General features: G+C 60.6%; 11 protein-coding genes. 6 read left to right on the top strand and 5 right to left on the bottom strand.

All coding sequences use genetic code 11. The features are described from left to right. Window positions 1–250: 250 nt before the first annotated feature. Together BGP85_RS27550 and glnA are read right to left on the bottom strand one after the other, a co-directional pair. On the bottom strand, window positions 251–787 hold the full coding sequence (locus BGP85_RS27550; protein WP_103446037.1) for a chorismate mutase: 537 nt from the start codon (window positions 785–787) through the stop codon (window positions 251–253). A 152-nt stretch (window positions 788–939) separates the two neighbouring features. Continuing rightward, on the bottom strand, window positions 940–2,346 hold the full coding sequence (gene glnA / locus BGP85_RS27545) for a type I glutamate--ammonia ligase (RefSeq protein WP_103446036.1): 1,407 nt from the start codon (window positions 2,344–2,346) through the stop codon (window positions 940–942). A gap of 491 nt (window positions 2,347–2,837) precedes the next feature. On the opposite strand from glnA, the gene thiI reads away from it, so the two are divergent. The 3 genes from thiI to BGP85_RS27530 all read left to right on the top strand — a co-directional run bounded on the left by thiI (window position 2,838) and on the right by BGP85_RS27530 (window position 7,849). Then, window positions 2,838–4,292, top strand: a complete 1,455-nt coding sequence (gene thiI / locus BGP85_RS27540; RefSeq protein WP_103446035.1) for a tRNA uracil 4-sulfurtransferase ThiI — start codon at window positions 2,838–2,840, stop codon at window positions 4,290–4,292. Between the two features lie 128 nt (window positions 4,293–4,420). Then, complete coding sequence (typA, locus tag BGP85_RS27535) at window positions 4,421–6,241, top strand: translational GTPase TypA (RefSeq protein WP_027921032.1); 1,821 nt, start codon at window positions 4,421–4,423, stop codon at window positions 6,239–6,241. A gap of 183 nt (window positions 6,242–6,424) precedes the next feature. Beyond that, complete coding sequence (locus tag BGP85_RS27530; RefSeq protein ID WP_103446034.1) at window positions 6,425–7,849, top strand: PhoPQ-activated pathogenicity-related family protein; 1,425 nt, start codon at window positions 6,425–6,427, stop codon at window positions 7,847–7,849. Between the two features lie 9 nt (window positions 7,850–7,858). Here BGP85_RS27530 and BGP85_RS27525 read toward each other — a convergent pair whose 3' ends face one another. The 3 genes from BGP85_RS27525 to BGP85_RS27510 form a co-directional block, all read right to left on the bottom strand. Then, a complete protein-coding gene (locus tag BGP85_RS27525; protein WP_103446033.1) occupies window positions 7,859–8,119 on the bottom strand; it encodes a DUF3077 domain-containing protein in 261 nt (86 codons plus the stop codon). Window positions 8,120–8,188: 69 nt separating this feature from the next. Continuing rightward, window positions 8,189–8,470, bottom strand: coding sequence for a hypothetical protein (locus tag BGP85_RS27520; RefSeq protein ID WP_103446032.1), 282 nt, complete (start codon window positions 8,468–8,470; stop codon window positions 8,189–8,191). A 1,294-nt stretch (window positions 8,471–9,764) separates the two neighbouring features. Then, window positions 9,765–10,169 carry a YkgJ family cysteine cluster protein gene (locus BGP85_RS27510; protein ID WP_103446030.1) on the bottom strand — a complete coding sequence of 135 codons (405 nt, stop codon included), beginning with the start codon at window positions 10,167–10,169 and terminating at the stop codon, window positions 9,765–9,767. A gap of 185 nt (window positions 10,170–10,354) precedes the next feature. On the opposite strand from BGP85_RS27510, the gene BGP85_RS27505 reads away from it, so the two are divergent. The 3 genes from BGP85_RS27505 (at window position 10,355) to BGP85_RS27495 (ending at window position 14,564) form a co-directional block, all read left to right on the top strand. Continuing rightward, window positions 10,355–12,805 (top strand): glycogen/starch/alpha-glucan phosphorylase, encoded by a 2,451-nt coding sequence (locus BGP85_RS27505; protein ID WP_103446029.1) that lies wholly within the window; start codon window positions 10,355–10,357, stop codon window positions 12,803–12,805. 148 nt (window positions 12,806–12,953) lie between these two features. Further along, window positions 12,954–13,964, top strand: coding sequence for a class 1 fructose-bisphosphatase (locus BGP85_RS27500; protein ID WP_103446028.1), 1,011 nt, complete (start codon window positions 12,954–12,956; stop codon window positions 13,962–13,964). 3 nt (window positions 13,965–13,967) lie between these two features. Next, window positions 13,968–14,564 (top strand): DUF924 family protein, encoded by a 597-nt coding sequence (locus tag BGP85_RS27495; protein WP_103446027.1) that lies wholly within the window; start codon window positions 13,968–13,970, stop codon window positions 14,562–14,564. The last annotated feature ends 48 nt before the right edge of the window (window positions 14,565–14,612 follow it).

Here is a 14,612-nt window from a genome sequence, read left to right as displayed (position 1 = left end):
TCTTTTGGCGCTTGTCAGGCAGGGCACGGCCATGGCCGGGCAGGCGGCGGATCCGCAGATGCCAGTCTCTGCACAGGAAAATGCAAGAAACAAACCAAGGCTCCGAAAAGAAGCGGAATTGCCGGATAAAGACCTGCAGTTGCGCTTATTCGGACCAGATTGCCCTGATTTATCGTTTCAAGTGACCCGTTTTGGGTTGCAGATCGAAGCGCTTGCTACGTCTATGCACCAATATAGAGCATTGCAGAGGTCAGCGTTCTACGCACAAGTGTGCTGTTGCGCGGACCAGGGCCATGTGCCGGAGCGGGTCGCTGGCATGCCCGGCCAGGGCGTCGGTCAATTGGCGAGGGCAGTCGTGAAACGGCTTGCGGTCCAGATTGCCCAGTTCGAACAGCAATGTTGCCTGGAGCATGTCCAGGCGCGGACGTAGTTCATCGGCGAGGTCCCGAGCTTGCTGAGGGGGCCGCTTCCCCAGTGCCGTCCAGCGGTCGATCAGTCCGTACTGGACCATCTTGTTGGCTTCGATCTGGTCGGCAAAAAAGGCCGCTGCCCGTTCGGGAGGCAGGCCGTAGTCATGCGCTGCAGCTTGAACCTGCTGCAGAACCTCTTGTTCTCGCATGGGGGCCTCGACTGGCACGCCATTGTCCCATTTATGCACGGCCACGGCGTAGGCAAGGTCCAGCCGCTGTCCGATTGCCGCGAGCAACGGCTTGAGTTCAGGTTGTGAAGGGGAGCTGCAGCCGAAAAGCGTGATGACGAAGCAAAGCACGAAGGGTTGGGGGCGCATGGCAATCTCCTTATTGTTGGAGATTTGATTGTGCGCAGTCAGGTAAGCCTTGCTTGTAGGAAGTATCTGAAAGCGATGGGCGTGAAACAAAAAACGGCCTTCAGAAGAAGGCCGTTTTCGGTGATTCAGATTGGCGCCAGGTGCCAATCAGATCAGCAGCTGTAGTACAGCTCGTATTCCAGCGGATGCACGAAGGTGCGGACCTTGATTTCTTCTTCGCTCTTCAGCTCGATGAAGGCATCGATGAAGTCGTCGGAGAACACGCCGCCCTTGGTCAGGAACGCACGGCCTTTATCCAGCTCTTCCAGAGCCTCTTTCAGGCTGCCGCAGACTTGCGGGATGTCCTTGGCTTCTTCTGGCGGCAGGTCGTACAGGTTCTTGTCGGCAGCATCGCCTGGGTGGATCTTGTTCTGGATGCCGTCCAGGCCAGCCATCAGCAGGGCCGCGAAGGCCAGGTACGGGTTGGCCGATGGGTCCGGGAAGCGTGCTTCGATACGGCGTGCTTTCGGGCTGCCGACGTAAGGAATACGGATCGAGGCGGAACGGTTGCGAGCCGAGTAGGCCAGCATTACCGGTGCTTCGAAGCCTGGGACCAGACGCTTGTACGAGTTGGTCGACGGGTTGGTGAAGCCGTTCAGGGCCTTACCGTGCTTGATGATGCCGCCGATGAAGTACAGGGCGGTGTCGGACAGGCCGGCATAGCCTTCGCCCGAGAAGGTGTTCTTGCCGTCTTTCCAGATCGACATGTGCACGTGCATGCCCGAGCCGTTGTCGCCGTACAGTGGCTTCGGCATGAAGGTGGCGGTACGGCCGTAAGCGTCGGCAACGTTGTGCACGACGTATTTCAGGGCCTGTACTTCGTCAGCTTTCTTCACCAGGGTGTTGAACTTGACGCCGATTTCGTTCTGGCCGGCAGTCGCCACTTCGTGGTGGTGAACTTCAACGGTCTGGCCCATTTCTTCCAGAGCGTTGCACATGGCGGTACGGATTTCGTGGTCGTGGTCGAACGGCGGAACCGGGAAGTAGCCGCCTTTCACGCCTGGACGGTGGCCTTTGTTGCCGCCTTCCACGTCCGCGTCGGACATCCACGAGCCTTGCTCGGAGAAGATCTTGAACATCGAGCCGGAGATGTCCGACTTGAACTTCACTTCGTCGAAGATGAAGAACTCTGGCTCTGGGCCAGCGAAGACGGTGTCACCGATGCCGGTGCTCTTCAGGTACTCTTCGGCGCGCTTGGCGATCGCACGTGGGTCGCGATCGTAGCCTTGCATGCTCGACGGGTCGACGATGTCGCAGGTGATGATCAGGGTCGGTTCTTCGGTGAACGGGTCCAGAACGGCGGTCTCGTCAACCGGCATCAGGATCATGTCGGAAGCTTCGATGCCTTTCCAGCCAGCGATGGAGGAGCCGTCGAACATCTTGCCGACTTCGAAGAAGTCTTCGTCCAGGCCATCACGCGCCGGCATGGTCACGTGATGCTGCACGCCCTTGGTGTCCGTGAAACGCAGATCAATCCACTTGACGTCATGATCTTTGATGAGTTGAACCGACTTCGACATGTTGTCCTCCGGAGGGTCTAGAGCGCGGTGGGCCGCTGCTCTGGAAAAAGGGTGTTGCCGGGCGCGGATAGTCGGCCAAGCTTACCTGCCTCACAAGGGAGCAAATTGCATGCCAGTGCCCGAAAATGGCGAGGGCGAGATAAAAAGAGGCGTTTGTGGGCATTTGCTGGGGTGGTAGCGGGAAAAAGCGCACCCTTAGGAGGCATCATTCAAGTGCTGGGCACCAAGTTGGTGCAAGTCATCAAGACTGTGCTTTCTTCGAGGGCCTCTTCGCGGCTAAACATGCTCCCACAAGGGCCACGCCAGGCTTGAGGCTTGCGCGGGCCCTGTGGGAGCGGGTTCACCCGGGAAAGGGTCGGAGCAGGCGGCACAAAAACCGGCTTCTGCATTTATCTCAAAGCTTCTGATCAAAAGTTGGTCAAATCCTGAGCAATTTCCGCTATAATTCGCGCCCCTCATTTTCGGCAGGCCCTGCGCGCGCTGTTAACCCAATGAAACTTATCGTCAAAGTCTTCCCAGAAATCACCATCAAGAGCCGGCCGGTGCGCAAGCGCTTCATCCGTCAGCTCGGCAAGAACATCCGCAACGTGCTCAAGGATCTCGATCCTGAGCTCGCGGTCGATGGTGTCTGGGACAATCTCGAGGTGGTCACCCGCGTCGAGGACGAGAAGCTCCAGCGCGAAATGATCGAGCGCCTCACCTGCACCCCGGGCATCACCCACTTCCTGCAGGTCGATGAGTACCCACTGGGTGACTTCGACGACATCGTCGCCAAGTGCAAGCACCACTTCGGTCACCTGCTGGCCGGCAAGCGCTTCTCGGTGCGCTGCAAGCGCGGCGGCCATCACGACTTCACCTCTATGGACGTCGACCGCTACGTCGGCAGCCAGCTGCGCCAGCAGTGCGGCGCCGCCGGCATCGACCTGAAGACGCCTGAAGTCGTGGTGCGCATGGAGATCCGTGATCAGCGCCTGTACGTGATCCACAACCAGCACAACGGCATTGGCGGCTACCCGCTGGGTGCCCTGGAGCAGACCCTGGTGCTGATGTCCGGTGGTTTCGACTCCACCGTGGCGGCTTACCAGATGATGCGCCGCGGCCTGATGACCCACTTCTGCTTCTTCAACCTCGGCGGCCGTGCCCACGAGCTGGGCGTGATGGAAGTGGCCCACTACCTGTGGAAAAAGTACGGCAGCAGCCAGCGCGTACTGTTCATCAGTGTGCCGTTCGAAGAAGTGGTTGGCGAGATCCTCAACAAAGTCGACAACAGCTACATGGGCGTGACCCTCAAGCGCATGATGCTGCGCGGTGCCGCGCACATGGCCGACCGCCTGCAGATCGACGCGCTGGTTACCGGCGAGGCGATCTCCCAGGTCTCCAGCCAGACTCTGCCTAACCTGTCGATCATCGACTCGGCCACCGACAAGCTGGTACTGCGCCCGTTGCTGGCCAGCCACAAGCAGGACATCATCGACCAGGCCACCGAAATCGGCACCGCCGACTTCGCCAAGCACATGCCCGAATACTGCGGCGTGATCTCGGTGAACCCGACCACCCATGCCAAGCGTCACCGCATGGAGCACGAAGAAAAGCAGTTCGACATGGCCGTGCTGGAGCGCGCCCTGGAGCGCGCCAAGTTCATCTCCATCGACCACGTGATCGACGAGCTGGGCAAGGACATCGAAGTCGAGGAAGTGGCCGAGGCGCTGCCAGGCCAGATCGTCATCGACATTCGTCACCCCGATGCCCAGGAAGACGAACCTCTGGCCCTGGAAGGTATCGAAGTCCAGGCCATGCCGTTCTATGCGATCAACAGCAAGTTCAAGCACCTGGACCCTACGCGCCAGTACTTGCTGTATTGCGACAAAGGTGTGATGAGCCGTTTGCACGCACACCACCTGCTCAGTGAGGGACATGCCAATGTGCGTGTTTATCGTCCGACATAAGACGCCAGGGCTGTATGGCGGCAGCATCCGCCATCGCCCTCCCGACCATCGGGCCCGCTGAGCCTAAAAGCGTACATATTCGCCACCTACACTAGGTGGCAACCGAATCCTCTGATCGAGATACAGTTGTGATCGAAAATCTGCGTAACATCGCCATCATCGCCCACGTTGACCATGGTAAAACCACCCTGGTCGACAAACTCCTGCGTCAGTCCGGCACTCTGGAGCGTAACGAGCTCAACGACGAGCGCGTCATGGACTCCAACGACCAGGAAAAAGAGCGCGGTATTACCATTCTGGCGAAAAACACCGCCATCAACTGGAACGGCTACCACATCAACATCGTCGACACCCCCGGCCACGCCGACTTCGGTGGCGAGGTTGAGCGTGTAATGTCGATGGTCGACTCCGTGCTGCTGCTGGTCGACGCCCAGGACGGCCCGATGCCGCAAACCCGCTTCGTGACCAAGAAGGCTTTCGAAGCCGGCCTGAAGCCGATTGTCGTGATCAACAAGGTCGACCGTCCGGGCGCGCGTCCTGACTGGGTTCTGGACCAGATCTTCGACCTGTTCGACAACCTCGGTGCCACCGACGAACAGCTGGACTTCAAAGTCGTCTACGCCTCGGCCCTGAACGGCATTGCCGGTCTGGACCACACCGCCATGGGCGAAGACATGACCGCCCTGTACCAGTCGATCGTCGACAACGTACCGGCGCCGGACGTTGACCGTGACGGTTCGTTCCAGATGCAGATCTCCGCACTGGACTACAACAGCTTCCTCGGCGTTATCGGCGTTGGCCGTATCGCCCGTGGCCGCGTCAAGCCGAACACCCCGGTTGTCGCCATTGACACCAACGGCAAGAAGCGTAACGGTCGTATCCTGAAGCTGATGGGTCACCACGGCCTGCACCGCGTCGACGTCGAAGAAGCCCAGGCTGGCGACATCGTCTGCATCAGCGGTTTCGACGAGCTGTTCATCTCCGACACTCTGTGCGCTCCGGACGCAGTCGAGGCGATGAAGCCGCTGACCGTTGACGAGCCGACCGTTTCGATGACCTTCCAGGTCAACGACTCGCCGTTCTGCGGTAAAGAAGGCAAGTTCGTCACCAGCCGTAACATCAAGGACCGTCTGGACAAGGAGCTGCTGTACAACGTTGCTCTGCGCGTTCAGGAAACCGATTCCCCTGACAAGTTCAAGGTATCGGGCCGTGGTGAGCTGCACCTGTCCGTACTGATCGAAACCATGCGCCGTGAAGGCTTCGAGATGGCCGTAGGCCGTCCTGAAGTGATCATCCGCGAAGTCGACGGCGTGAAGCAGGAACCGTTCGAAAACGTCACCATCGACATCCCTGAAGAATCCCAGGGCAAGGTCATGGAAGAGATGGGTCTGCGTAAAGGCGACCTGACCAACATGGTGCCGGATGGCAAGGGCCGTGTGCGCCTGGAGTACAACATTCCAGCCCGTGGTCTGATCGGTTTCCGTAACCAGTTCCTGACCCTGACCAACGGTGCAGGCATCCTGACCTCGATCTTCGATCGCTACGACACCATGAAGTCGGGCCAGATGTCCGGCCGTCTGAACGGTGTTCTGGTTTCGGTTGAAACCGGCAAGGCACTGACCTACTCGCTGGAAACCCTGCAGGCCCGCGGCAAGCTGTTCGTTGAACACGGCCAGGAGATCTACAACGGTCAGATCATCGGCCTGAACAGCCGTGACAACGACCTGGGCGTGAACCCAACCAAAGGCAAGAAGCTCGACAACATGCGTGCTTCGGGCAAAGACGAAGTCATCGCCCTGGTTCCGCCAGTTCGCCACACCCTGGAACAGGCTCTGGAATTCATCCAGGACGACGAGCTGTGCGAAGTCACGCCTAAGTCGATCCGTCTGCGCAAGAAGATCCTGGACGAAGGCGAGCGTACCCGCGCTGCCAAGAAAGCCAAGAACTGAGTTAGCTCAGGCTGAATGAAAACGCCCCCGGTCGAAAGGCCGGGGGCGTTTTTGTTTGTGAGACGCAATTTGTAGTCTATGTCTCTAGCAGGTGTAGGGAGCTTCTTTCAGACGCGTTCACGCCTTGTGTGCGGTTGTAGGGCCGCCTAGCGTGACGTGCTTTCTCCAGAAGGAAGCACGCCCATGAAGTACCGATTTGCGCTTGCCATCCCCTGCCTGATGGCCAGTTTCCATGCCAGCGCTCTGCAGGACTGTAGCGGCCTGCGCCCGCAGGAAGTCGTTCACTGCCACATCGGCAATGTGCGCCAGAAGCCTCTGGAGGCCGTACTGCTCGAACAGGCCTCTGAACCTGGCTACGATTTCCGTCGCCTGCAGATGGTTTCGCAGGTGTGGGACCCGGTCCCGGTGGTTGAACCACGTCGTTGGGAGCACGATGTCGAATTGCACGTGCCGCGCAATGCAGTGCCCGGCAAAGCCTTGCTGGTGGTGAACAACGGCATAAGGCACGGGCCGGCGCAGAGCCCGGACTATACCCGCGAAGCATTGCGCGAAGTGGCTCTAAAGTCGCATATGGCCGTGGTCATGATCAGCGATGCGCCCAACCAGTACGTGACCTTCGGTGATGTCGAGAAGCCCCTGCGCGAGGATGACGCCGTGGCGCATACCTGGGCACATTCGCTGCGCGGTGCCGCGCCGGAACTACCACTGCATGTGCCGATGGCTGCGGCGGCGAGCCGGGCGATGGACCTGGCCGTGCTGGAACTGGGTAAGCAAGGGCTCACGGTGGACAGTTTCATCATCACGGGTGCCTCCAAGCGTGGCTGGAGCGCGTGGCTCACGGCGCTGGCCGATGAGCGGGTGATGGCCATCGTGCCTGCCGTAATCGACGTGGCGGACACCTCGGACATGCTGGCTGGATTGCGCAAGCGCTATGGCGGTCACTGGCCCTTGGCACTGGGCTCCTACCAGCAGGCCGGTGTGCTGCAACAACTGGGCACCCCGGCATTCGAGCGGCTGATGGCGCTGGTGGACCCGATGCAGTACCTGAACGAGGAGGGGCAGCGCCTGGCGATTCCCAAGTACCTGGTGTCTGCCAGCGGCGATGATTTCTTCGTGCCCGACCCCGTCACCGATTATCAGCAACGCCTGCCAGGCCAGACCAGCCTTAGAGTGTTGCCGAACTCGGACCACGGCGGGGTGCGTCAGCAGGTGGTCAGCACCCTGGTGCCGGCGGTAACGCGCCTGCGCGATGGTAAACCCCTGCCGAGCGTGCAGGTGTCAGAGGGCGGGCAGCCCGGGCAGATGGCTGTCGACTTCTCCGAGCCGCCCGTGGCAGTGAGGGTATGGACGGCAAGCAACAGCCAGGATCGGGACTTCCGCTATGCCTGCGGGGTGCGCTACCAGTCCGAGACACTGGTGCCTCAGCAGCACTTCACCCTGCAACGCACGGCGCCAGCGACGGGGTGGCAGGCGCAGTTCGTCGAGGCGAAGTTCGCTGATGGCTTCATCGCCACCAGCCCGGTCAGCGTGCTGCCGCAGACATATCCCGCGCATCAGCCGACGGATCACGGCGGTGCTTGCCGCAGCTTCCTGGCGGGCGGTGCGTGAGCAGCAGGCTCAGTGCGGCATGCCCAGTTCGGCGTCGTCCAGCAGGGCCTTGGCCAATGCACTGAGGTAGTGCGCGGCCCAGATCAGTTGCGGGTCATTGTCCATGACGGCGGTCAGGGTCAGGTCGCGCACGCAACCCAGCAGTTCGGAAGCTTGATCGCGGGCGTCCTGGCAGGGGATGCCTGCGCAGACCTGGAACAGGGGTTGTTTGTGCTCTTCGCCCTGGTAGAAGCAGGTTTTGCCGGGAGTGGTGTGGTTGTTTTCGGTCATTGGTTTTTCACCCGGAGTGTTGTTGTGGATGGCACCGGCTTCGCGGGCATGCCCGCGAAAAGGCGAGCATCAATGCGTGCTGCCGGCACGTTCCAAGGCGAGCGACAAGGCATCCGCCTGCCCCCAGGCCAACTGCAGGGCCCGCAAGCCATTCACCAGCGTCTCCCGCGTGCGGTCATCCTCGATGCCGTCGAGGGCGCGGTGGCTGTGGTTGTAGGCGATCATCAGGTAGTGGGTGATGTTGACCACGACGTGGTCGAGGGGGACGAGGTTTTCGCAGATGGCGTGGGTGAGGGTCGTGCCGTCTGGGAGGTCGAAGTGGTGGGGTGGGTCGGGGACGATTTTTTTCATGGCTGGCTCTCATGTCATTTACCCCACCCGTTCGTTTCCACACGAAAGGGTGGCGGTTGTACACGGAGTGGAAAACCAGGCATGAGAACCCCGGCAGGCCTAACGGCCTTCCGCGTACAACCGCCATATCGACAGTCGCAGTTCTCATGAATTTCCGGGTTTCCACACCCGATCGCTGAACCATTCAGCGACCTGGAAAGCCTAGGGGGACAGGTTTCCAGTAACAATCAGACGCGAGTCGACAGGGTTTGTAGGGTATTTCGCGAGGACTGATGTCGCCAGCCCAAACCTGTAGGAACTATCTGTATCAATAGTGGGAAATTTTCTTATTGGAATAGATGAACAGTTTTGAGTTGCCTTGGGTCGGAGATGTGAAGACTTGATTTTGGGCAAACTGGAAGCCGATATTTCCAGTGTCGGTTGCAGCATGTTTCTTTCTACTCAATTACTTACCAAGCTGTCTTTGGCAATAGCCGATGGCCTCAGTACGCTGCCTATTGGCAATTGATTGAGGCTGAAAATGAAGGGCAAGGGGTGGAAGGAACACCTGGCTCGTGGCCAGATCGAGGTCGCAGGCAGTTCGTGGAGTCTGCTTCATTTGCGTCCAATCTCACATCGGTTGAAGATCCCGGGCCTGGCTGATCGGGGAATGGGGGAAGTAGCACTGGCGGTCGAGTACTCAAGTCACTGCGTCAGCTATGGTCCCAAGCAAGGTACTGAACTGGACTTCGAACATATGGGGCACGATCACCTCTTGATCGATCATCGGGGAATTCGCCGTGCCTTCTGCCCCTGGTCGTCACAAGCTGTCAGTTCAGTTGCCTTCGATTATTGCTTCGTTGCCTGAGCGACAGTGCCTTTTTACTGGGCATAGCAACTGGTTGACCATCGAGGGTAATCAGTTCGGGTATCCGGAGGGCAGTCGATATGAGGTGTATTTCAACTTGCGTCGAGACTCGCCCAGTAGTCTGAGGCTCTATGTCGAAAGCGCTTATGTGCGTGACCCTGGCCATCCTTCGAATCGGCCTACGGCGCTGAAGCGGCACGAGAAGATTAAAGGCTGGTTGCTGATGCTGAAGAAACTGAGAAATGAGCCGATTCGACGGCCTGTAAGGCAATAGCAGCCTGTAAAAATACGAAACCCCCAATGAAGGGGGTCGTATCGCGGATGCCCTTAGGGACTAATCCCATCAACCGGCACGGCCGGAACCAGGTGGCGGCGTCTAGACACTTCCTGACGGAAGCTCCGTGTACATCGAGACGAGTTAAAGTCTATTGAGTCCTAGCGGGACCGTCAACGCCCAACCACCTTCGGCTTGTAAGCACAATACCCCGGCCGCGGCCCGACCTTGGGGTGGTTGCGGCAGGTATCCGGCCGTTTGTCATAGATGGTGCACAGCCGGCTCTTGCGATCCAGGTACATACAGTCATCGTTGCTCATCCGGGTCAGGGTGAAGATCCCCGACTTCTGGTTGAAGCGCTCGACGATGCCTTCCTTCTGCAGGCGCTTGGCCACATTCTTCGGCGGTTCATCTTTCTCGAACTCGTCGACCACGCCGATGCGGATCAGATCCTTGATCTTCACCTCCACTGGCAGGGTGCAGCAGGTCGAATGGCAGCCATGGCACATGTTGCTGGTGTAGCGCTGCCAGGTCTCCAGGCGGTCGACTTCGGCTGCGGCGATCAGGGTCGTTTTCATCGTTATGGGGGTGAATCACGGTCTTGGGGCGCGCGATCATACCGGAATTGTTCAATTTATGAACAACCTTTTGACCGAATGCGCAAACGTTCATGAAAACCGCGAACACTGGCTGTCGCTCTCGGTCGAAGCGTCTAGGCTCAACAGTCTCCCTCCGCTTTCGTCAACTTGCCCGAGGATGCCGCATGTCCCAGGAACCTAAAGCACGTGACGCCGAAGTCGCGGATTTTCGCGCTGCTGTACTGGATAAGCTGACCTACGCGGTCGGCAAGGACCCGGAGCATGCATTCGACCACGACTGGTTCGAAGCCATCGCCCTGGCCGCGCGCGATCACATGGTCGACCATTGGATGGACCACACCCGCCGCGCCTATCGACGCAGCCAGAAGCGGGTCTACTACCTTTCCCTGGAATTTCTCATTGGCCGCCTGCTCTACGACAGCCTGAGCAACCTGGGCTTGCTGGATATCGCCCGGGACGCCCTCGAAGGCCTGAACGTCGATCTGGAGCGCATTCGCCTGCTGGAGCCGGATGCCGCCTTGGGCAATGGTGGCCTTGGCCGCCTGGCGGCCTGCTTCATGGAGAGCATGTCGACCTTGGGCATCGCCGCCCATGGCTACGGCATCCGTTACGAACACGGCCTGTTCCGCCAGGCGCTGGTCGATGGCTGGCAACAGGAGCAGACCGAGAACTGGCTGGACTTCGGTAACCCCTGGGAGTTCGAGCGGGCCGAGGTCATCTACCCGATCAGTTTCGGTGGTAGCGTCGAAACCGTGCACGACATCCACGGTCAGCAACGCCAGGTGTGGTCGCCGGGCGAGACGGTGCGCGCTGTAGCCTACGACACGCCGGTGGTCGGCTGGCGCGGTGCCAGCGTCAACACCTTGCGCCTGTGGCGGGCGCGGGCACTGGAAGAGCTGCACCTGGAGCGCTTCAATGCTGGTGACCACCTGGGTGCCGTCGCCGAAGTGGCGCGGGCCGAGAGCATCTCGCGGGTGCTGTATCCGGCGGATAGCACCGAGGCCGGCCAGGAGCTGCGCCTGCGCCAGGAGTACTTCTTTGTTTCGGCGTCGCTGCAGGACCTGCTGCGCCGCCATCTGAACATGCACCAGAACCTGCTCAACCTGCCGGACGCGGCCGCAATCCAGCTGAATGACACGCACCCGTCGATCGCCGTGGCTGAGCTGATGCGGCTATTGGTCGACCAGCACGAAATTCCCTGGGACAAGGCCTGGGAGCTGACGGTCGGCACGCTGGCCTACACCAACCACACCCTGCTGCCCGAGGCTCTGGAAACCTGGCCGGTGGCGCTGATGGAACGCATGCTGCCGCGGCACATGCAGATCATCTACCTCATCAACGCCTACCATATCGACAGCCTGCGGGCCAAAGGCCTGCACGACTTCGATGTGCTGCGCGCGGTCTCGCTGATCGAAGAGGACAACGGCCGCCGGGTGCGCATGGGCAACCTGGCATTCCTGGGTTCGCACAGCGTCAATGGCGTGTCGGCGCTGCACAGCAAGCTGATGAAGAGCACGGTGTTCGCCGAGCTGCACAAGCTCTACCCGGAGCGGATCAACAACAAGACCAACGGCATCACCTTCCGCCGCTGGCTGTACCAGTCCAACCCGCAGTTGACCGAGATGCTGGTCGAGGCACTCGGGCCGGAGCTCAAGGACGACCCCGAGGGGCGCCTGGCCGGGCTGGTGCCGTTCGCCGACAAAGCCAGCTTCCGCAAGCAGTTCGCCGCCCAGCGTTTGCACAGCAAGCGTGCCCTGGCCAGCATCATCCAGGACCGGATTGGCGTTACAGTCAACCCCGAAGCGCTGTTCGACGTGCAGGTCAAGCGCATCCACGAGTACAAGCGCCAGTTGCTCAACCTGTTGCACACCGTGGCGCTGTACCAGGCCATGCGCAACGAGCCCGCTACCAATTGGGTGCCGCGGGTGAAGATCTTCGCCGGTAAGGCCGCGGCCAGTTATCACCAGGCCAAGCTGATCATCAAGCTGGCCAACGACATCGCCCGGGTGGTCAACAACGACCCGACCGTGCGCGGCCTGCTCAAGGTGGTGTTCCTGCCCAACTACAACGTCAGCCTGGCCGAAAGCATCATCCCGGCGGCGGACCTTTCGGAGCAGATCTCCACCGCCGGTTACGAAGCGTCCGGCACCAGCAACATGAAGTTCGGCCTCAACGGCGCACTGACCATTGGCACGCTCGACGGCGCCAATGTCGAGATGTGCGAGCAGGTGGGGGCGGACAACATGTTCATCTTCGGCCTGACCGCGCAGCAGGTGGAGGCGCGGCGCAAGGCGGGGGACTTTGGTGCGAATGCGGCGATTGCCGCATCCAGCCGCCTGAGCGATGTGTTGCAGGCGATTCGCAGCGGGGTGTTCTCGCCGGATGATCCATCGCGTTATGCGGGGCTGATCGACGGGCTGGTGAGCTACGACCGCTTCCTGGTGTGCGCCGACTTCGATGCCTACTGGGATGCCCAGCGGCGGGTCGAGGAGCTGTGGCACACACCGCAGCAATGGTGGCGCATGGCAGTGCTGAACACGGCGCGGATGGGTTGGTTCTCCTCGGACCGGACCATTCGTGAATACGCCACCGAGATCTGGAAGGCACTGGACTGAGCCAAGGGGCCGCACAGCGGCCCCAGCCGACCATTGGCCGGGCACTTGCTGAACTCAGCGGCGGAAGTCGAGTCTCTTTGCTCGCTAGGCTGCAACTCTCCCTGTAAACTGCGGGGGTTTTTCACCCCCTATCCTTTCGGAGCCATACATGTCCCGCGTTACCCTGAGTCGCTATCTGATTGAGCAGACCCGCAGCAACAATACCCCTGCCGATCTGCGCTTCCTGATCGAAGTGGTGGCGCGTGCGTGCAAGGAAATCAGCCATCACGTGTCCAAAGGCGCCCTCGGCGGCGTGCTGGGCAGCATGGGCACTGAAAACGTGCAGGGCGAAGTCCAGAAGAAACTGGACGTGATCTCCAACGATATCCTGCTCGAAGCCAACGAGTGGGGCGGCCACCTGGCCGGCATGGCGTCCGAGGAAATGGACAACGCCTACCAGATCCCGGGCAAGTACCCGAAAGGCGCCTACCTGCTGGTCTTCGACCCGCTGGACGGCTCGTCCAACATCGACGTCAACGTCTCGGTCGGCACCATCTTCTCGGTACTGCGTTGCCCTAACGAGTACCTGAGCCAGAACGAAACCCTGAACGAAAACGCCTTCCTGCAGCCAGGCACCCAGCAGGTCGCTGCTGGTTACGCCATCTACGGCCCGCAGACCATGCTGATCCTGACCCTGGGCAACGGCGTCAAGGGCTTCACCCTGGACCGCGAACTGGGCAGCTTCGTTCTGACCCACGAGAACATCCGCGTGCCGGAAAGCACCGCCGAGTTCGCCATCAACATGTCCAACCAGCGTCACTGGGAAGCCCCGGTGCAGCGCTACGTGGGCGAACTGCTGGCTGGCGAGACCGGCCCGCTGAAGAAGAACTACAACATGCGCTGGATCGCCTCGATGGTGGCCGACGTGCACCGTATCCTGACCCGTGGCGGTCTGTTCATGTACCCGCGCGATGCCCGCGACCCAAGCAAGCCGGGCAAGCTGCGCCTGATGTACGAAGCCAACCCGATGTCGTTCATCATCGAACAGGCCGGCGGCGTATCCACCGATGGTTACCAGCGCATCCTCGACATCAAGCCGGAGGGCCTGCACCAGCGCGTGTCGGTGATCCTCGGCTCGAAGGAAGAGGTCGAGCGCGTAACCGCCTACCACAAGGAGTAAGTCATGCTCGCACCTTGGCAGCCGTTGCTGGAGTGGTGGTTCGGTTGGGGCACCAGTCCCCAGGCCGTGGCTGACGAGAAGAGCACACTGTGGTTCGGCAAGCATCACGATGCCGAAGCCCAGGCGCTGTTTGGCGACCTGGTCGAGCACGCCCTGGCGGGTGGGCTCGACGAGTGGCAGCAGAGCCCGCAGGGTTGGCTTGGTTTGCTGATCCTGCTGGACCAGCTGCCGCGCATGCTCTACCGCGACACGCCGCGCGCCTTCGAAGGTGACCGGCGGGCGCAGGTGGTGGCCATGCAGGGCCTGCAGAAAAACTGGGATTACCAGCTGCTGCCGATCCAGCGGGTGTTCGTGCTGCTGGTGCTGGAGCATGCCGAGGTGCTGGACTGGCAGAACCTGTGCGTCGAGCGTTACCAGGTGCTGCTGGAAGAGCAGCCGGAGGATCACCGGCGCTTGTTCGAAGGCTTCCTCGATTATGCCGAGCAGCACCAGCGGGTGATTGCCCGCTTCGGCCGCTTCCCGCACCGCAACCTGGTGCTGGGGCGACCGAGTACCAGCGAAGAGATGGACTTCCTGCTGGAGCCTGGGTCCAGGTTCTAGTGCCAATGGGGCTGCTTTGCAGCCCATCGCGACCTGCGGTCGCTCCTA

Origin of the sequence: Pseudomonas putida (assembly GCF_002906855.1) — a bacterium.
Taxonomy (GTDB): domain Bacteria; phylum Pseudomonadota; class Gammaproteobacteria; order Pseudomonadales; family Pseudomonadaceae; genus Aquipseudomonas; species Aquipseudomonas putida_N.
The sequence above is the reverse complement of the archived record's forward strand: the minus strand, read 5'-3'. Positions and strand labels throughout refer to the sequence as shown.

What these genes read in the sequence shown, in the direction of transcription:
- BGP85_RS27550 (WP_103446037.1), bottom strand. Translation starts at nt 787, where the DNA reads ATGCGCCCCCAACCCTTCGTGCTTTGCTTCGTCATCACGCTTTTCGGC.
- glnA (WP_103446036.1), bottom strand. Translation starts at nt 2,346, where the DNA reads ATGTCGAAGTCGGTTCAACTCATCAAAGATCATGACGTCAAGTGGATT.
- thiI (WP_103446035.1), top strand. Translation starts at nt 2,838, where the DNA reads ATGAAACTTATCGTCAAAGTCTTCCCAGAAATCACCATCAAGAGCCGG.
- BGP85_RS27530 (WP_103446034.1), top strand. Translation starts at nt 6,425, where the DNA reads ATGAAGTACCGATTTGCGCTTGCCATCCCCTGCCTGATGGCCAGTTTC.
- BGP85_RS27525 (WP_103446033.1), bottom strand. Translation starts at nt 8,119, where the DNA reads ATGACCGAAAACAACCACACCACTCCCGGCAAAACCTGCTTCTACCAG.
- BGP85_RS27520 (WP_103446032.1), bottom strand. Translation starts at nt 8,470, where the DNA reads ATGAAAAAAATCGTCCCCGACCCACCCCACCACTTCGACCTCCCAGAC.
- BGP85_RS27510 (WP_103446030.1), bottom strand. Translation starts at nt 10,169, where the DNA reads ATGAAAACGACCCTGATCGCCGCAGCCGAAGTCGACCGCCTGGAGACC.
- BGP85_RS27505 (WP_103446029.1), top strand. Translation starts at nt 10,355, where the DNA reads ATGTCCCAGGAACCTAAAGCACGTGACGCCGAAGTCGCGGATTTTCGC.
- BGP85_RS27500 (WP_103446028.1), top strand. Translation starts at nt 12,954, where the DNA reads ATGTCCCGCGTTACCCTGAGTCGCTATCTGATTGAGCAGACCCGCAGC.
- BGP85_RS27495 (WP_103446027.1), top strand. Translation starts at nt 13,968, where the DNA reads ATGCTCGCACCTTGGCAGCCGTTGCTGGAGTGGTGGTTCGGTTGGGGC.